This is a genomic window from Metapseudomonas otitidis (assembly GCF_900111835.1).
GTDB classification, from domain to species: Bacteria; Pseudomonadota; Gammaproteobacteria; order Pseudomonadales; family Pseudomonadaceae; genus Metapseudomonas; species Metapseudomonas otitidis.
This window is the reverse complement of sequence record NZ_FOJP01000010.1, coordinates 23,102-38,240: the sequence shown is the minus strand read 5'-3', so window position 1 is coordinate 38,240 and position 15,139 is coordinate 23,102. Positions and strand designations below refer to the sequence as shown.

At 68.9% G+C, this 15,139-nt stretch carries 22 protein-coding genes; 11 read left to right on the top strand and 11 right to left on the bottom strand.

The genetic code is table 11. The features are described from left to right. Nucleotides 1-55: 55 nt before the first annotated feature. Nucleotides 56-841 carry an AraC family transcriptional regulator gene (locus tag BM198_RS14075; protein WP_244165696.1) on the top strand — a complete coding sequence of 262 codons (786 nt, stop codon included), beginning with the start codon at nt 56-58 and terminating at the stop codon, nt 839-841. 85 nt (nt 842-926) lie between these two features. Next, nucleotides 927-1,838 carry an alpha/beta hydrolase gene (locus BM198_RS14070; RefSeq protein WP_074970735.1) on the top strand — a complete coding sequence of 304 codons (912 nt, stop codon included), beginning with the start codon at nt 927-929 and terminating at the stop codon, nt 1,836-1,838. On the opposite strand, the gene BM198_RS14065 is transcribed toward BM198_RS14070, so the two are convergent. The 8 genes from BM198_RS14065 to BM198_RS14030 form a co-directional block, all read right to left on the bottom strand. Further along, nucleotides 1,820-2,590, bottom strand: a complete 771-nt coding sequence (locus BM198_RS14065) for a crotonase/enoyl-CoA hydratase family protein (RefSeq protein WP_074970733.1) — start codon at nt 2,588-2,590, stop codon at nt 1,820-1,822. The genes BM198_RS14070 and BM198_RS14065 overlap by 19 nt on opposite strands. A 123-nt stretch (nt 2,591-2,713) precedes the next feature. After that, nucleotides 2,714-3,625: an SDR family oxidoreductase gene (locus BM198_RS14060; protein WP_044411388.1), complete on the bottom strand. Its 912-nt coding sequence runs from the start codon at nt 3,623-3,625 to the stop codon at nt 2,714-2,716. A 141-nt stretch (nt 3,626-3,766) separates the two neighbouring features. Next, nucleotides 3,767-4,018, bottom strand: a complete 252-nt coding sequence (locus BM198_RS14055) for a hypothetical protein (RefSeq protein ID WP_044411391.1) — start codon at nt 4,016-4,018, stop codon at nt 3,767-3,769. Between the two features lie 129 nt (nt 4,019-4,147). Beyond that, on the bottom strand, nt 4,148-4,678 hold the full coding sequence (locus BM198_RS14050; protein ID WP_074970731.1) for a DUF1569 domain-containing protein: 531 nt from the start codon (nt 4,676-4,678) through the stop codon (nt 4,148-4,150). Continuing rightward, nucleotides 4,675-5,559, bottom strand: a complete 885-nt coding sequence (locus tag BM198_RS14045; RefSeq protein WP_074970729.1) for an alpha/beta fold hydrolase — start codon at nt 5,557-5,559, stop codon at nt 4,675-4,677. Before BM198_RS14045 ends, BM198_RS14050 begins: the two co-directional genes overlap by 4 nt. Then, nucleotides 5,559-6,341, bottom strand: a complete 783-nt coding sequence (locus tag BM198_RS14040; protein ID WP_074970993.1) for a class II aldolase/adducin family protein — start codon at nt 6,339-6,341, stop codon at nt 5,559-5,561. The genes BM198_RS14045 and BM198_RS14040 overlap by 1 nt, the downstream gene beginning before the upstream one ends. 95 nt (nt 6,342-6,436) lie before the next feature. Then, a complete protein-coding gene (locus tag BM198_RS14035; protein ID WP_074970728.1) occupies nt 6,437-7,123 on the bottom strand; it encodes an LrgB family protein in 687 nt (228 codons plus the stop codon). After that, nucleotides 7,113-7,499: a CidA/LrgA family protein gene (locus BM198_RS14030; RefSeq protein WP_074970726.1), complete on the bottom strand. Its 387-nt coding sequence runs from the start codon at nt 7,497-7,499 to the stop codon at nt 7,113-7,115. Before BM198_RS14030 ends, BM198_RS14035 begins: the two co-directional genes overlap by 11 nt. A gap of 95 nt (nt 7,500-7,594) precedes the next feature. Between BM198_RS14030 and BM198_RS14025 the strand changes: the two genes are divergently transcribed. Then, nucleotides 7,595-8,500, top strand: coding sequence for a LysR family transcriptional regulator (locus BM198_RS14025; RefSeq protein WP_074970724.1), 906 nt, complete (start codon nt 7,595-7,597; stop codon nt 8,498-8,500). Here the strand turns inward: BM198_RS14025 and BM198_RS14020 are convergent. Together BM198_RS14020 and BM198_RS14015 are read right to left on the bottom strand one after the other, a co-directional pair. Further along, on the bottom strand, nt 8,497-8,955 hold the full coding sequence (locus BM198_RS14020) for a cupin domain-containing protein (RefSeq protein WP_074970722.1): 459 nt from the start codon (nt 8,953-8,955) through the stop codon (nt 8,497-8,499). The genes BM198_RS14025 and BM198_RS14020 overlap by 4 nt on opposite strands. Further along, nucleotides 8,955-9,404, bottom strand: coding sequence for a flavodoxin (locus BM198_RS14015; protein ID WP_044411413.1), 450 nt, complete (start codon nt 9,402-9,404; stop codon nt 8,955-8,957). The genes BM198_RS14020 and BM198_RS14015 overlap by 1 nt, the downstream gene beginning before the upstream one ends. Before the next feature lie 98 nt (nt 9,405-9,502). Here BM198_RS14015 and BM198_RS14010 point away from each other — a divergent pair, with 98 nt between their 5' ends. Then, nucleotides 9,503-9,949, top strand: a complete 447-nt coding sequence (locus BM198_RS14010; RefSeq protein WP_069562302.1) for a PAS domain S-box protein — start codon at nt 9,503-9,505, stop codon at nt 9,947-9,949. Nucleotides 9,950-10,004: 55 nt separating this feature from the next. Here BM198_RS14010 and BM198_RS14005 read toward each other — a convergent pair whose 3' ends face one another. Next, on the bottom strand, nt 10,005-10,937 hold the full coding sequence (locus tag BM198_RS14005; protein WP_044411419.1) for a MerR family transcriptional regulator: 933 nt from the start codon (nt 10,935-10,937) through the stop codon (nt 10,005-10,007). Nucleotides 10,938-11,204: 267 nt separating this feature from the next. Here BM198_RS14005 and BM198_RS14000 point away from each other — a divergent pair, with 267 nt between their 5' ends. From BM198_RS14000 to BM198_RS13970, 7 genes are all read left to right on the top strand, one after another. Continuing rightward, nucleotides 11,205-11,774, top strand: a complete 570-nt coding sequence (locus BM198_RS14000; protein WP_044411422.1) for an antibiotic biosynthesis monooxygenase — start codon at nt 11,205-11,207, stop codon at nt 11,772-11,774. A 207-nt stretch (nt 11,775-11,981) separates the two neighbouring features. Then, nucleotides 11,982-12,692 carry a dihydromonapterin reductase gene (gene folM, locus BM198_RS13995; protein WP_074970720.1) on the top strand — a complete coding sequence of 237 codons (711 nt, stop codon included), beginning with the start codon at nt 11,982-11,984 and terminating at the stop codon, nt 12,690-12,692. A 22-nt stretch (nt 12,693-12,714) separates the two neighbouring features. Then, nucleotides 12,715-13,272 (top strand): GTP cyclohydrolase I FolE, encoded by a 558-nt coding sequence (gene folE / locus BM198_RS13990; protein WP_044411428.1) that lies wholly within the window; start codon nt 12,715-12,717, stop codon nt 13,270-13,272. Nucleotides 13,273-13,274: 2 nt separating this feature from the next. Continuing rightward, nucleotides 13,275-13,646: a dihydroneopterin triphosphate 2'-epimerase gene (gene folX, locus BM198_RS13985; protein WP_074970718.1), complete on the top strand. Its 372-nt coding sequence runs from the start codon at nt 13,275-13,277 to the stop codon at nt 13,644-13,646. A gap of 94 nt (nt 13,647-13,740) precedes the next feature. Next, nucleotides 13,741-14,034, top strand: coding sequence for a DUF1244 domain-containing protein (locus tag BM198_RS13980; protein WP_044411434.1), 294 nt, complete (start codon nt 13,741-13,743; stop codon nt 14,032-14,034). Continuing rightward, complete coding sequence (locus BM198_RS13975) at nt 14,031-14,372, top strand: HopJ type III effector protein (RefSeq protein ID WP_044411437.1); 342 nt, start codon at nt 14,031-14,033, stop codon at nt 14,370-14,372. Before BM198_RS13980 ends, BM198_RS13975 begins: the two co-directional genes overlap by 4 nt. A gap of 163 nt (nt 14,373-14,535) precedes the next feature. Next, nucleotides 14,536-15,138: a putative glycolipid-binding domain-containing protein gene (locus BM198_RS13970; RefSeq protein ID WP_074970716.1), complete on the top strand. Its 603-nt coding sequence runs from the start codon at nt 14,536-14,538 to the stop codon at nt 15,136-15,138. Nucleotide 15,139 lies beyond the last annotated feature (1 nt).

Below are 15,139 nucleotides of genomic sequence, written 5' to 3'. Positions count from 1 at the left end.
GAAACCGACCGGCACCTCGGGCAGAGTGCCGGCGGTCCCCTCCCTGGTACGCCGCATGCCCGCGCCCTCCCCCCGCCACCTGCCCGTGTTCGATGCCCCGGACGCCCGCCTGCGCCCGGTGGCCCGCGACTACCCCGACGGCCATTGCACCCCCGAGCACTGGCACGAAGGCGCACAGCTGATCTACGCCACCACCGGCGTGATGGAACTGAGCTGTGGCCAGGGCTGCTGGCTGATCTCGCCGCAGCAGGCGCTGTGGATGCCCGCGCGCCTGCCCCACCGGCTGCGGGCCCGAGGGCCGGTGGCACTGCGCACGGTGTACCTGCACCCGGACCAGGCCCCGGCCGAACTGCCCAATGCGCCCTACAGCCTGCTGGTCAGCCCCCTGCTGTGCGAGCTGCTGCCCCGCGCCCTGCCGGTGGACGGTCGGACGCCGCCCGACAGCCGCGCCGCGCACCTGATGCACCTGCTGCTGGACGAGGTGCGCCAGGCCCACGCCGTGCCCCTGCGCCTGCCGATGCCCCAAGACCCACGCCTGCAGAAGCTCTGCCTGGGCCTGCTGGAGCAGCCGGGCGATCCCCGCAGCCTGGCGGACTGGGGCACCCAGGTGGGAGCCTCGACGCGCACCCTGGCGCGGCTGTTCCGGGCCGAGCTGGGCACCAGCTTCCTGCTCTGGCGCCAGCGGGCCCGTATCCAGGCCGCCCTGCCCCGGCTGGAGCGGGGCGAGGCGGTGACACGCATCGCGGCGGACCTGGGCTACGAATCCAGTGGGGCCTTCACCAATGCGTTTCGCCGGCTGATGGGCAAGCCGCCGAAGGCCTGGCGCAACGAGGCTGGCTGATCAGCGCCGGTAACTGGCCGATGACCGACGGCCAACCGCCACCGCGCGCCCTACCCTGGGGGCCTCTGCCACGAGGAGCCCTGCCATGCCCACTGTCCACCGCCACAGCCTGCGCATCCCGGTCAACGGAATCGAACTGGACGCCTGGTACTACCTGCCGGATGCCCCGGCCCCCTTCCCATTGCTGCTGATGAGCCCCGGCTTCGCCGCGCTCAAGGCGTTGCACCTGGATGCCTTCGCCCGTCACTTCGCCGAGGCCGGCTTTGCCGTGGTGCTCTGCGACCACCGGGGCTTCGGCGCCAGTGGTGGGGAACCGCGCGAGGACATCGACCCGTGGCAGCAGGTGGACGACCTGCGCGAGGTGCTCACCTGGGCCAGCCTGCGCCCGGAAGTGGACGCCAGCCGCCTGGGGGTCTGGGGCTCCAGCTACAGCGGCGGCCACGCCATCGTGCTCGGCGCGCTGGACCGGCGGGTGCGCTGCGTGGTCGCCCAGGTGCCCACCATCAGCGGCCACCAGAGCTTCCTGCGGCGCGCGGGGGCGGGCCTGCATGCCGCGCGGTCGGCCTTCCAGGCCGACCGCCTGGCCCGCTACCAGGGGCAGCCGCCCAGCTACCGCCGGGTGATCAGCGAAGGCGACGCGCCCGGCCTCTACCCCGGTGCCGATGCCAGCGCCTTCTACGGCGCCAGCGCCACCCTGGCGCCAGACTGGCAGAACCGCGTGACCCTGCGCTCCAGCGAGCGGGCCAGCGAGTACGAACCGGGCAGCTACATCGAACGCGTCAGCCCCACGCCGCTGATGCTGCTGGTGGCCGAACACGACACGGTGACCCCCACCGACCTGGCCCTGGCCGCCTACCAGCAGGCCCGGGAGCCGAAGCGGCTGGTGCTGCTGCCGGACGGGCATTTCGAGCCCTACACCCGGCATGCGCCCCAGGCGATGGCAGAGGCGCTGGCGTGGTTCCGCCAGCACCTGATGGATCAGTCGAAGCGGCCGTGACGGCCTTTCCCGGCGCTGAAGGCCTGGGCGCCCAGGCGGGTTTCGCCGCTGTGGATAACCGCCAGGCCGCCCTCGAATTCGTGGGAGATGGCGGTCTCGAACGGCAGGTCCCATTGGGCGTAGGCGCTGGCGCGGTCGGCGAGCAGGCAGCGCTGCGGAAAGGCGGCGATCTCCCGCGCCAGGCCTTGCGCTGCTTCCAGCGCCGACCCGGCCGACACCACGCGGTTCACCAGGCCGATGGCGAGCGCCTCGTCGGCCTGCACCGGGCGCCCGGTGAGGATCAGGTCCAGCGCCCGGCCCTGGCCGACGATGCGCGGCAGGCGCACGGTGCCGCCGTCGATCAGCGGCACGCCGAAGCGCCGGCAGAACACACCGAGCACGGCGTCCTCGGCCATCACCCGCAGGTCTGCCAGCAGCGCCAGCTCCAGGCCGCCGGCCACGGCATGGCCTTCGATGGCGGCGATCAGCGGCTTGGCCAACTGCATGCGGCTCGGTCCCATGGGCCCGTCGCCGTCCGCCTCCAGGCGGTTGCGTCGCTCGCCGTCCTCGGCCACCGCCGCCAGGTCGGCACCGGCGCAGAAGGTGCCGCCGCTGCCGGTGAGCACCGCCACCCGCGCGTCATCGTCCGCCTCGAAGGCCCGCAGCGCCGCAGCCAGGGCCTCGGCGGTGGGCCGGTCGACGGCGTTGCGCACCTGCGGGCGGTCGATGGTCAGGGTGGTGATGGGGCCGTGCTTTTCGACGCGGATGCTCATCGGGGACTCCTTGGGGGTAAACGCAGGCATGAAAAAGGCCGGCAAGATTGCCGGCCTTCACCCTAGTGCGTTCCCGGGGAGGTGTTCAGCCTGCTGGCGGAATCCCCTAGGAGTCTGGCGGGATCAACCCGTGTATTTCTGCAGGTTGGCCATCATTTCCTTCAGGGCTTCGACGTTGTCCGCCGGGTGGGCAGCGCCTTCGAAGTCGCAGATCTGCTGCCAGCTGGCGGCCACGTCTTCGACGCTGAAGCCTTGGCGCGGGTCGAAGCCGGCGCCCAGGCTGCGCTCCCAGCGCACCTTGCCGATCCAGCCGCCGCCCACTTCGAACAGGCCGGAGGTTTCCTGGCACTGCTCGCTGCCGAGGTAGACCACCAGGGGGCTGACCAGCTCGGGCTTGAGCTGCTCGAACACCTGGGGCGGGATCAGGCCTTCGGTCATGCGGGTGCCGCCGGTGGGGGCGATGGCGTTGACCAGGATGTTGTTCTTGCGGCCTTCGATGGCCAGGGTGCGGGTCAGCCCGTAGAGGCCGAGCTTGGCCATGCCGTAGTTGGACTGGCCGAAGTTGCCGTAGATGCCGGAGGTGGACGAGGTGAAGATCACCCGGCCATAGCCCTGCTCGCGCAGGTGCGGCCAGGCGGCGCGGGTGACCTTGTAGGCGCCTTCGACGTGGACCTTGTAGACCAGCTCCCAGTCGGCGTCTTCCATCTTGTGGAAGGTCTTGTCGCGCAGGATGCCGGCGTTGTTGACCACCACGTCGATGCGGCCGAAGTGGTCCAGCGCGGTCTGCACGATCTTGTCGCCGTCGGTGACGGAGTCATGGTTGGCCACGGCGGTGCCGCCCGCTTCGCGGATCTCGGCCACCACACGGTCGGCGGCGGAGGCGTTGGCGCCCTCGCCATGGGTGCTGCCGCCCAGGTCGTTCACCACCACCTTGGCGCCGTGCTTGGCGAACAGCAGGGCATGGGCGCGGCCAAGACCGCCACCGGCGCCGGTGACTATGACCACTTTGTCTTCGAAACGGATCGATTCGCTCATGCAATGGACTCCAGGGCAGTTTCGGGTATCGGCCGAGTGTCCTGCAGTGCCGCCCGGCCGACAAGAAAGGTGGACGGGCATGAATGGTGGGCGATAACGGCGGGGGATGGCCGGGCGCGTCGCAGAGCGCCCGGCGGCGGCTCAGTCGAAGGGCATGAACAGCGCGCCACGCGGGCGCAGCTTGAACAGCCACCAGTTGTAGAAGGTGCAGAGCAGGGTCACCAACAGGCAGGCGACGAAGCAGCCGACGCAGCTGAACCAGACCCAGGGGGCGTTCTCGTAGTAGGCGGCGTAGGCCACCAGGCCGAAGCTGGCCAGCAGCAGGAGCACGGCCAGGCCACGCCCGGCGATGCGGAAGAAGGGGTGCAGCAGCACCAGCAGCTTGTACAGCATGTGACCTCCGAGCCCGGGCACAGGGCCCGGGCGCATCTTGGAAAGGAGGCCGCGATGCTAGGCCGCGGAGCCGCTGGCAGGCTGCCGGACAATTCCGAATGCACTACCGGACGGCTCCGGGAAACGCCCCTAGGCGAGGCGCAGGCGGCTGAGGTGGTCGTACAGGTGCATGACGTGGGCCTGGGCGTACTCGGCATGGTCGAGGGCGCCGTAGGCGAAGTGCGGGGCCAGTTCGCCGGTGTGCGCGGCGAAGTCGGCGAAGGCGCGTTGCAGGCGGGCCAGGGCCTCGGCCTGGGCGAGCGGGGCATCCAGTGCCGGGGCACCGGGGATGGCCTCGTCCAGCGGGTGGCGCATGGCGCCCCGGGCGGCGAAGAGGTCGAAGGCCAGCGGGCCGACGCTGTGGCGGAACCAGGCCGGCTTGAGCTGTGGATAACCCGTGAGGGAGAACTCGATGCTCTGGGCGCAGTGGTTGAACACTTCGGCCGGGCTCCAGCCGGCGAGGCTGACCAGGGTGCGCCCTTCCCAACCGGCCAGCAGGCGCTGGGCCGCCTCCAGGCTGACGGGCGCCGGCGCCACCGCGCGGGGCAGCGCCCAGTAACCGGCGCCTGCAGCGGCCACGCTCCCGAGGGCGGTCAGTTGCAGGAGTCGACGTCGTTTCATGCAGGGTTCTCCAGGGCCTGGCGGAACGCCAGGTAATGCTGCAGGACCTGGCTCGGTGCCTCGGTCTGCGGGTAATGGCCGATGTGTTCGAGGAGCACGGTGTCGGGCTCGGGGATCAGTTCGCGGTAGCGCGCCACCATGTGATCGCCGGAAATGGGGTCGACGGCACCGTCGATCACCCGCAGCGGCACGCCGCCTTTCTGCATGGCGGCCACCCAGCGGTCGCGCTGCTCGCGACGCTCGGGGATGTAGCGGATCAGCCGGTGCATCACCGCCGGGCCATCGTGGGCGGCCACCAGGCTCCAGAAGTCATCCAGCTCCGCTGCCGAAGGCTGGGTCGCCGGGCCGAAGACCTTGCCGAAGTTCGCCCCCAGCTTGGCGCGGGAAAAGCCCCGGCCGATCAGGGGCCCCAGGGGGCTGAGCAGCAGCTTCTGCACCAGCACCGGACGGTGGGTCTCGGGGAACAGCCCGCCGTTGAGGAACACGCAACTGGCGATCCGGGCGCGGCCTTCGTGGTGCCGCGCCAGCAGCTCCTGGGCGACGCTGTCGCCGTAGTCGTGGGCCAGCAGGTGCAGCGGGCCGTCGATGCCCAGGTGGCGCACCAGAGCCTGCTGCAGGTCGGCCTGTTCCAGCAGGCGGTAGTCGTGGCCGCGCGGCTTGTCGGAGTCGCCGAAGCCGAGCATGTCGCAGGCGATCACCCGGTAGCGCTCGGCCAGGGGCTGCCACAGGTAGTGCCAGTCCCAGGCGGCGGTGGGGAAGCCGTGGATCAGCAGCAGCGGCTCGCCCTGCCCGGCCTCCCAGTAGCGGATGCGGTGGCGATGGAACAGCAGGTCGCGGCCCTGGGCGCGCCAGTCGCCCAGGGGGATGCCCGGCAGGGCCATCAGTCGCGGTACCCGGGGTTCTGCTGGTCGAGCTTGCGCAGCAGCGCCGGCCACGGCAGCGCGCCGCCCATGCCGGTGGGGCTCTTCATCACGCCGGCGATCATTTGCCGGGCGCCGTCGAGGATCTGCTGCGGGATGTGGATCAGCTCGGCGCCGCCGCTCTGGGCCATCACCTGCACTTCGCAGGCGCGCTGCATCGTGAACATGCCGAGGAAGGCGTCGGCGATGCTGCCGAAGGCGGTGAGCAGCCCGTGGTTGGGCAGGATCATGAAGTTGGCGCTGCCGAGGTCGGCCTGCAGGCGGGCCTTCTCCTCGTGGTGCAGGGCCACGCCTTCGTAGCCGTGGTAGGCCAGGCTGGCGAGCACGAACAGGGATTGCTGGGAGAGCGGTAGCAGGCCCTGCTTCTGCGCCGAGACGGCGATGCCGGCGGGGGTGTGGATGTGCAGCACGCAGCCGACGTCCTGGCGCACTTCGTGGATGGCGCTGTGGATGGTGTAGCCGGCGGGGTTGATGTCGTAGGGGCTGTCCATCAGCTTGTTGCCGGCCAGGTCGACCTTCACCAGGCTGGAGGCGGTGATCTCGTGGAACATCATCCCGTAGGGGTTGATGAGGAAGTCCTCGGTGCCGGGCACCTTGGCGGAGATGTGGGTGAAGATCAGGTCGTCCCAGCCGTACAGGGCGATCAGGCGGTAGCAGGCGGCCAGGTCGACGCGGGTCTGCCACTCGGCGGCGGAGACCTGGTCCTTGATGGAGGAGCTGGGCGGAGTCTGGGCAGCGGTCACGGCGATCACCTCGTTGTTGTTGTGGGTGACCGGAGTCTAGCGAGGCCGTGGCACCCCGCGAGTCGCCTTGGCAGCCATCCTGATGACCGAGGGAGTCACAGCAGGTGGGTCAGCAGGGGCGCGGCGAACAGGTTGAGCAGCCCCATCAGGACCATCACCAGGCCCGCGACGGTGCCCTCTTCGCGCCCCACCTCCTGGGCCCGGCTGACCCCGGCGCCGTGGGCGCCGACGCCGAACAGGGCGCCCCGGGCGAGGCTGCTGCGCAGCGGCAGGAAGCGGATCAGCAGGCTGCCGGTGAGGGCGCCGAAGACGCCGGTGATCATCACGAACACCGCCGTCAGCTCCGGTACGCCGCCCAGGCCCTGGGCCAGGGGCATGGCGAAGGGGGTGGTGATCGAACGCGGCACCAGTGAGCGGCTCACCGGCGCCTCCAGGGCCAGGGCCTGGGCCAGCCACCAGGAGCTGGCGATGGCCACGCTGCTGCCCATCAGCATGCCCAGCGAGAGCGCCGGCCAATGCCGGGCCAGCAGGGCGCGTTGCTGCCAGATGGGCACGGCGAAGGCCACCGTGGCCGGGCCGAGCAGCAGCATCAGCCAGTGGGTAAGGCCGGCGTACTCGGCATACGCAGTGTGCAGCGGCACGGCCACCGCCAGCAGCAGCGCCGGCACCAGGATCAGCGGCGATAGCAGGTAGCGCCCGCTGCGCCGGTACAGCCAGCGGCTGAGCAGGTAGCCGCCGAGGGTCAGGGCGAGCCAGAACCAGGCCATCGGATCAGTGCTCATGGCGTTCACTCCAGCGGCAAACCAGCTCCACGGTCAGGGCGGTGGCGAGCATCACCAGCAGCGTGCTGACGCCGATCACCAGCAGGATGCGCCAGCCCTCGCTGCGCAGCAGCGCGCCGTAGTCCAGCAGGCTCATCAGCGCCGGGATGAAGAACAGCAGCATCTCCGCCATCAGCAGCCCGGCGCCCAGCTGCAGCGCTGTGGGCTGCACGCGACCGCTGGCGAAGGCGGCCAGCAGCAGGCCGAGGCCGATCACCCCGCCGGGAATCGGCCAGGCCAGCCAGGCGGCGATCTGGCCACCCAGCAGGTAGAGGGCGATGAGCACGACGAGCTGCAGGACGAGGCGGGACAGGTGGCTGAGACGGGCGCGGGACATGGGATGCACTCCAGTGATGGCGTGCAGCTTAGGGCCGGGCCTATCATCCCAAAAGCGAATTGTTCGACTTACTCCCATTCGAGATTGGAATAGCGATGGAATTTCACCAGCTGCGCAGTTTTGTCGAAGTGGTGCGCCAGGGCGGCTTCACCCAGGCGGCCAAGACCCTGCACGCCACCCAGTCCACCATCAGCAAGCAGGTGGCCCAGTTGGAGCAGCGCCTGGGGGTGCTGTTGCTGGAGCGCAACGGCCCGAATCTGCGCCTGACCGATGCCGGCACCCTGGTGCTGCGCCGTGCGGACGAGCTGCTGCGCCTGCGCCAGGACCTCTACAGCGAGCTGGACGACCTCAGCCAGCTGGCCCGGGGCGAGCTGCGCCTGGGCCTGCCGCTGCTGGGGGGCGAGGTGATGTTCGCCGAGCTGTTCGCCGCGTACCGTCAGCGCTACCCGAACATCGTGGTGCGGCTGTTCGAGGGCGGCAGCAAGCTGATGGAGGAGGCGCTGCTGCGCGGTGAGCTGGACATCGGCGGCAGCCTCACACCCAACGATCCGGCGCTGGCCTTCCAGCCGTTCTGCAACGAGCCGCTGGACGTGCTGCTGCCCGAGGCCCATGAACTGGCGGGGTGTGACGGCATCGCCCTGGCCCAGCTGAAGGACGCGCCCTTCCTGCTCTACCAGCAGAGCTTCACCCTCAACGACCGCCTGCTGCTGGCGTGTCGCCAGGCCGGCTTCACCCCACGGGAGGTGGGACGCAGCGGCCAGGCGGACTTCCTCGCGGCGCTGGTGGCCGCCGGCCAGGGCGTGGTGCTGCTGCCGCGCATCGTCGCCCGCACGCTGGAACGACCGGGCCTGCGCCGGGTGCCGCTGGTGGAGCCGGACCTGCGCTGGGACATCGCCTTCGTCTGGCGCCAGGGCGCCTACCTGTCACGGGCGGCGCAGGCCTGGCTGGATCTGTTGAAGGAATATTCGCCGCTGACGGCGCCAGGTGACGCAGCGGGCTAGAGGAATTGCCGGTCCAGCAGCGGCCACCGGCGCTGAGCGTCGAGGTCGTCGGCCAGCAAGCGGAAACCGTCGAACTCGAAGGCCGGGGCGACGTTGCAGCCCACCAGGGTGTAGGCCCCGAGGGCCCGCGCCGCCTGCCAGGCATGGGCACGCACGGTGCGCTGCGGCAGGCTGCCCTCGCCCACCGGCCCGAGGCGCTCGCGGCGCAGGGCCTGGGGGTCGTCGGCGATCAGCAGCTCCAGCGGGTCGCCTTCGTAGAAGTGCCAGGTCTCGTCGGCGTCCACCCGGTGCCAGCGACTGATGCCGCCGGCGGGCAGGAGGAAGAAGATCGACGAGGACATCGAGCGGCCATCCGCCAGGCTGCCCTGGGCCTCGAACACCCGGCGGTAGAAACCGCCCTCGGGGTGCGGGGCCAGTTGCAGGGCTTCGATGAGGTACGCCGCGCGCGGGTGCATCAGGCGCTGAGCGCAGCGGCGAAGCGGGCGATCCAGGGCTCGGCGTCCACTTCCGGGGTGACGGTTTCGCTGGCGTCCAGGCGCAGCATCTCCTGCACCTCGCGCAGGCCCAGCTCGGCGTGCAGCTCACGCATCATCTCGCCGCCACCGCAGAACTGGTCGTAGCTGGAGTCGCCGAGGGCCAGCACGGCGGCGGGACGGCCGCGCCAGTCGGGCAGCTGGTCGCGCAGGGCGTGGTAGAGGGGCAGCAGGTTGTCGGGCAGCTCGCCCATGCCGGTGGTGGAGGTCACACTGAGGAACGCTTCGGGGCCGAAGGCCTTGAGTTCGTCGAGGGTCATCCCGGCCTTGTGCCAGGCCTCGTGGCCGGCGGCCTTGAGCAGCCGCTCGGCGTGGCGGGCGACTTCTTCGGCGGTGCCATAGACCGAGCCGGATAGGATGGCGACTTTCATGACTTCTCCTGTTAGCGCGAAATGAATCGCATTATGCCGCAACTGGCAGTCCGCCCCCGATGTTTTAGAATCCCTGCACCTCGAACCAGGAACTCGTCATGATCAACGCCAAACTGCTCCAGCTGGTGGTCGAAGCCTCCAACGACGGCATCGTCGTCGCCGAACAGGAAGGCGACGACAACATCCTCATCTATGCGAACCCGGCGTTCGAACGGCTGACCGGCTACAGCCAGGACGACATCCTCTACCGCGATTGCCGCTTCCTGCAGGCAGGCGACCGTGACCAGCTCGGCCTCGCGGCGATCCGCCAGGCGATCAAGAAGGGCGAGCCGAGCCGGCAGATCCTGCGCAACTACCGCAAGGACGGCAGCGTGTTCTGGAACGAGCTGTCCATCACCCCGGTGCACAACGAGGCGGACCAGCTGACGTACTACATCGGCATCCAGAAGGACGTGAGCCCCGAGGTCGAGGCACGCCAGCGCGTGCGCGAACTGGAGGCGGAGGTGGCGGCCCTGAAGGCCCGCATCGCGGAACTGGAGGGCTGAGGCGTCAAGGCAGGCAAGGCCGCTGCGGCGGCGCAGCGGGTTCTTCCAGGTTCTGTCAGGTGTCCAGGTGACCGTCGAGCAGGCGGCGCAAGCGCAGTTGCATGGTGCGCCCCTCGCTGCCCAGGGTGGCCACTGGGCTGCGCTCCAGGGCGCTGCCGATCAGGTCGGCGGCTTCACCGGCCAGGGCCAGCGGGCACTCCACCGAGAGCGCCAGGCGCCCGAGCCGCGCGGCCAGGTCGTCCGCCGGCGGGTGGTTGGAGAACACCACCAGCGCCTGGGGCGCGATCTTCTCGCACACCAGCGGCAGCTCCTGGAACGGCTGGTCCAGTCCCAGCACGCGGATCGCGCAGTCGCCATGGCTGAGCAGCAAGGCAGCCACCAGCAGCTCCAGTTCGCGGCACTCGCCCTGCAGCGGGGCGACCACCACGCAATCTTCCCCATCCCCCGGTGACAGCTGCAGGCGCTGCAGCACGCGCCCACGCAGGAAGGCGTCGAAGAAGGCCCATTCGCTGGCCACGCCGTATTCGTCCTGGCGCAGCAGCAGGTCGCGCCAGAGCGGCATCAGCACGTCCTGGAACACCACGGTGAGCGGGTAGGTGGAGAACACCTGGCCATAGAGCCGCTCCAGGGCCGGGCCGTCGAAGGCCGACAGCGCCCGGCGCAACTGCGTCTGCCACTCGCCCCACTCCGCCATGGAGGCGGCCGGCTGCACCGGGGCGGGTGCCCGGGTGGAGGCGCTGCGGGCGAGGATCTGTCCAACCTTGCTGACCGGTACGCCACGGTCGATCCAGGCCAGGATGCTGCGCACGGCCTCGACGTCGGCATAGGAATAGAGGCGGTGGCCGCTGTCGGTACGGGTCGGCTGGATCAGCCCGTAGCGGCGCTCCCAGGCGCGCAGGGTGACCGGGTTGACGCCGGTGAGGCGGGAGACTTCGCGGATCGGGAAGAGTTCTTCCTGCTGCATGGCGATGGCTGCGTTATCGGTCATGGCAAAAGGTCTGGGCTTGAAAGCGCAGAGTTTAACCCAGGCCCGGCTCCTTGCTCAGTGCCCGGATGCGGTGCGGCATGCACCATGGGCGCGCACCGAGCCGGCTTCCACTGTCCGGTTGCCATCCGGCGGCTCCATGGCACGCGGCACTGGCGTATTCAGCCGAAACAGGAATAATCCTTGCCTCTGAAAGAAGCAGGCCCACTACCCCGGGCCGCTTCCCGCGCTGCCCCTACCCTGGGCGGCGCCTGCAACTGGAGATACACGATGTCTGCCGATCCCGTCACCCTCATGGTGGCGCGCCGGGTCACCCGCGAGCGCTACGACGATTTCATGGCCTGGCTGCGCGAAGGCGAGCAACTGGCCGCCGACTTCCCCGGCTACCTCGGCTCGGGCGTCCTGGCCCCGCCGCCCAACGACGACGAATTCCAGATGATCTTCCGCTTCGCCGACGAGCCCACCCTGGCCGCCTGGGAGCATTCCGCCTCTCGCCGTGCCTGGCTGGAACGCGGCGCCGGCCTTTTCGACCGTCCTCACGAACACCGCGCGCTGGGTCTGGACGCCTGGTTCGGCAGTGCTGACCGCCGGCCGCCCCGCTGGAAGCAGAGCATCGCCATCTGGCTGGCCTTCTTCCCGGTGTCGCTGGGCTTCAACCTGCTGTTCGGCCCCTGGCTCGGCGGGCTCGACCTGCTGTTGCGCGTCTTTTTGAGCACGTTGGTTTTGACGCCACTGATGACCTACTGGTTCATCCCGTTATCCACCCGCTTGCTGGCTCCCTGGCTGAACGCACCGGCTTCCCGTACCCGCCGCCCCGGCCTCACGGCTCCCTCCCGATAACGTCACAAAGGTTGTACAGAGGCAAAATCTGTACAACCTTCCAACACCCTCTCTTTTTCTATAACCCCACACAAATCAAGGCCTTGGCTGAATTTACGGTCGGAATCCGGATTTCTTCCGCGCCAAGAATTGTACAAACTCAGGCTTCTGGTATAAGTTTTCACCATTCCGCCCCAGCCTGGGGTATCGCCCTGCCACGAGGCCCCCATGAGCCCTTCGGCCGCTCCCATCCTGATCACCGGTGCCAGCCAGCGCGTGGGCCTGCATTGCGCCGAGCGCCTGCTGGACGACGGCCAGCCGGTGATCATCAGCTACCGCACCGAGCGCGAAGGCGTGCACCGGCTGCGTGAGCGCGGCGCCTGCGTGATCGCGGCGGACTTCTCGGACGAAGCCGGCATCCTCGCCTTCATCGAACAGCTCAAGGCCGCTACGCCGCACCTGCGGGCCATCGTGCACAACGCCTCCGACTGGCTCACCGAAGCCCCCGGCCACGAGGCCGAGGCCTTCCAGCGGATGTTCAGCGTGCACATGCTGGCGCCCTACCTGATCAACCTGCATGCCGAGGCGCTGCTGCGCCACGGTGGTCCGGCCGACATCGTCCACATCAGCGACGACGTGGCGCGCAAGGGCAGCGAGAAGCGCATCGCCTACTGCGCCAGCAAGGCCGGGCTGGACAACCTCACCCTCTCCTTTGCCGCCCGCTATGCCCCGGCCATCAAGGTCAACGGCATCGCGCCGGCGCTGGTGATGTTCAACACCGGTGACGACACCACCTACAGGACGAAGACCCTGGCCAAATCCGCCCTCGGCATCGAGCCCGGGCCGGAAGTCGTGTACCAGGGCCTGCGCTACCTGCTGGACAACCCCTACGTCACCGGAACGACGCTAACCCTCAATGGCGGCCGCCACCTGAAGTGAACCGGCCGTACGGACTGCCAAGATGAATGACGACCTGTCCTCCCACTACCGGGAAATCCTCATGGGCGTGGGTGAGAACCCCGAGCGCGAAGGCCTGCTGGATACGCCCAAGCGCGCTGCCAAGGCGATGCGCTACCTGTGCCGTGGCTACGAGCAGAGCCTGGAGGAAGTGGTCAACGGCGCGCTGTTCTCGTCCGACAACGACGAGATGGTGACCGTGAAGGACATCGAGCTCTACTCCCTCTGCGAGCATCACCTGCTGCCCTTCATCGGCAAGGCGCACGTGGCGTACATTCCCACCGGCAAGGTGCTCGGCCTGTCCAAGGTGGCGCGCATCGTCGACATGTTCGCCCGCCGCCTGCAGATCCAGGAGAACCTCACCCGGCAGATCGCCGAGGCCATCCAGCGCGTCACCGGCGCCGCCGGCGTCGCCGTGGTGATCGAGGCCAAGCACATGTGCATGATGATGCGCGGCGTGGAGAAGCAGAACTCGGTGATGACCACCTCGGTCATGCTCGGGGCCTTCCGCGAATCGCCGAGCACCCGCCAGGAATTCCTCAAACTCATCGGACGGAGCTGAGCATGCCGAGACTGGAGCCAGGAATGGCGCGGATCCGCGTGAAGGACCTGCGCCTGCGTACCTACATCGGGATCAAGGAGGAGGAGATCCTCAACAAGCAGGATGTGCTGATCAACCTCACCATCCTCTACCCGGCCGCCGACGCGGTGGACTTCAACGACATCGACCATGCGTTGAACTACCGCACCATCACCAAGGCCATCATCCAGCACGTCGAGGAGAACCGCTTCGCCCTGCTGGAGCGCCTGACCCAGGAGATCCTCGACCTGGTGATGACCAACCCCCGGGTGAGCTACGCCGAAGTGGAAGTGGACAAGCCCCACGCCCTGCGTTTCGCCGAGTCGGTGTCGATCACCCTCGCCGGCCACCGCTGATCCCCGCTGCCCGGCCTCGCGCCGGGCATTGCCGTCCCCGGGAGCGGCTCTTATCATCGCCGCGCCCTCCTCACCGATCCCAAGGAGTCCTCCGATGAACGAGCAACAGCGCCTCGAACTCGAAGCCGCCGCCTTCCGTCGGCTGGTCCAGCACCTGCGCAGCCGCACCGATGTGCAGAACATCGACCTGATGAACCTCGCCGGCTTCTGCCGCAACTGCCTGTCCAAGTGGTACAAGGCCGCCGCCGACGACATCGGCGTCGAGGTCAGCCCCGAGCAGGCCCGCGAAGAGATCTACGGCATGCCCTATGCCGACTGGAAGGCCAAGTACCAGAAAGAAGCCAGCGCCGAGCAGCAAGCGGCCTTCGACAAAGCGAACAAAGCATGAACGACCTGAATGCATTCCGTGGCCGCCTGGCCAGTGGCGAGCACCTCTTCGCCGACACCCTGGCCTTCATCGCCGCCGGCTACGACTACCAGCCCTGCGCCTTCGTCAACGGCGGCGTGGAGAACGCCGCCGGGCAGAATGAGGGCTCCTGCAAGACCCTGGGCCTGGCCCTGCTGGAAGGCCTGAGCCGCGACGAAGCCCTGCTGGCGTTCGGCGAGCACTACCGCGCCGTGCTGGCCACCCCCGAAGGCAGTGACCACGGCAACATCCGCGCGCTGATGAAGAGCGGCTTGGACGGCGTTCGCTTCGACGGCGAGCCGCTCAAGCGCAAGGCCTGATAAACCGCTCTGCACACGACTCATCTGTCAGAGAAAGCTGACATACGTCACAAAAGGAACAACGTATCCTGCGCGACGTAACGGGAACACCAGGGAAGGTGTCCTACGCCTATACACCCCGTTGAGCGCTCCCCCCTTCCCGTGCAGTTTCGGAGTCGCATGGATGCAACAGACCCTCGTTTGGAAACCCTGGTCCCACCCCGGCGTGGAGCACCTGCGCCTGCACCGTGACGCCGACGGCGTCCACGTCAGCAGCCACCTCATGCAGAGCCGCGGCGGCAGCAGTTTCGCTGCCACCTACGTGCTGGACTACGACCCCGAATGGCGCTTCCGCCAGCTCTGGCTGAAGGTGGACGACCACGGCCCCCGCAGCCTGCGCCTGCAGCGTGCCGACGACGGCCGCTGGACCCTCGACGGACAGCCCTGCCCGGACCTGGAGCCCTGCGACCAGGTGATGCTGGGCGCCAGCCCCTTCACCCACAGCCCGATCCTGCTGGGCAAGCCGCTGGAGACCTGGGAAGAACACACCCACCAGGTGGCGCATATCGACCTGCCCACCCTGACGGTGCAGGCGCGCCCACAGCGCTACCGCTGCGTGAAGCGCGATGCGCAGCTGAGCCGGTACCACTGGGAACAGGAAGGCGACGCGGGCGGCGAACTGACCCTCGACGACCGGGGCCTGGCCACCCGCCTCGAAGGGCAGTTCCTGCGCCTGGACGCCCGCACACTGCACCTGGCCGAACTGCCCATCAACACCTGGGTCTGAC

Bases quoted from the DNA above. Each gene is read 5' to 3' on its own strand.
- BM198_RS14055 (WP_044411391.1), bottom strand. From the start codon at position 4,018: ATGCTGTACAAGCTGCTGGTGCTGCTGCACCCCTTCTTCCGCATCGCC.
- BM198_RS14020 (WP_074970722.1), bottom strand. From the start codon at position 8,955: ATGCACCCGCGCGCGGCGTACCTCATCGAAGCCCTGCAACTGGCCCCG.
- BM198_RS13975 (WP_044411437.1), top strand. From the start codon at position 14,031: ATGAACGACCTGAATGCATTCCGTGGCCGCCTGGCCAGTGGCGAGCAC.
- BM198_RS13970 (WP_074970716.1), top strand. From the start codon at position 14,536: ATGCAACAGACCCTCGTTTGGAAACCCTGGTCCCACCCCGGCGTGGAG.
- BM198_RS14025 (WP_074970724.1), top strand. From the start codon at position 7,595: ATGGAATTTCACCAGCTGCGCAGTTTTGTCGAAGTGGTGCGCCAGGGC.
- BM198_RS14010 (WP_069562302.1), top strand. From the start codon at position 9,503: ATGATCAACGCCAAACTGCTCCAGCTGGTGGTCGAAGCCTCCAACGAC.
- BM198_RS14050 (WP_074970731.1), bottom strand. From the start codon at position 4,678: ATGAAACGACGTCGACTCCTGCAACTGACCGCCCTCGGGAGCGTGGCC.
- BM198_RS14075 (WP_244165696.1), top strand. From the start codon at position 56: ATGCCCGCGCCCTCCCCCCGCCACCTGCCCGTGTTCGATGCCCCGGAC.
- BM198_RS14060 (WP_044411388.1), bottom strand. From the start codon at position 3,625: ATGAGCGAATCGATCCGTTTCGAAGACAAAGTGGTCATAGTCACCGGC.
- folE (WP_044411428.1), top strand. From the start codon at position 12,715: ATGAATGACGACCTGTCCTCCCACTACCGGGAAATCCTCATGGGCGTG.
- BM198_RS14005 (WP_044411419.1), bottom strand. From the start codon at position 10,937: ATGACCGATAACGCAGCCATCGCCATGCAGCAGGAAGAACTCTTCCCG.
- BM198_RS14030 (WP_074970726.1), bottom strand. From the start codon at position 7,499: ATGTCCCGCGCCCGTCTCAGCCACCTGTCCCGCCTCGTCCTGCAGCTC.
- folX (WP_074970718.1), top strand. From the start codon at position 13,275: ATGCCGAGACTGGAGCCAGGAATGGCGCGGATCCGCGTGAAGGACCTG.
- BM198_RS13980 (WP_044411434.1), top strand. From the start codon at position 13,741: ATGAACGAGCAACAGCGCCTCGAACTCGAAGCCGCCGCCTTCCGTCGG.
- BM198_RS14035 (WP_074970728.1), bottom strand. From the start codon at position 7,123: ATGAGCACTGATCCGATGGCCTGGTTCTGGCTCGCCCTGACCCTCGGC.
- BM198_RS14000 (WP_044411422.1), top strand. From the start codon at position 11,205: ATGTCTGCCGATCCCGTCACCCTCATGGTGGCGCGCCGGGTCACCCGC.
- BM198_RS14045 (WP_074970729.1), bottom strand. From the start codon at position 5,559: ATGGCCCTGCCGGGCATCCCCCTGGGCGACTGGCGCGCCCAGGGCCGC.
- BM198_RS14015 (WP_044411413.1), bottom strand. From the start codon at position 9,404: ATGAAAGTCGCCATCCTATCCGGCTCGGTCTATGGCACCGCCGAAGAA.
- folM (WP_074970720.1), top strand. From the start codon at position 11,982: ATGAGCCCTTCGGCCGCTCCCATCCTGATCACCGGTGCCAGCCAGCGC.
- BM198_RS14065 (WP_074970733.1), bottom strand. From the start codon at position 2,590: ATGAGCATCCGCGTCGAAAAGCACGGCCCCATCACCACCCTGACCATC.
- BM198_RS14070 (WP_074970735.1), top strand. From the start codon at position 927: ATGCCCACTGTCCACCGCCACAGCCTGCGCATCCCGGTCAACGGAATC.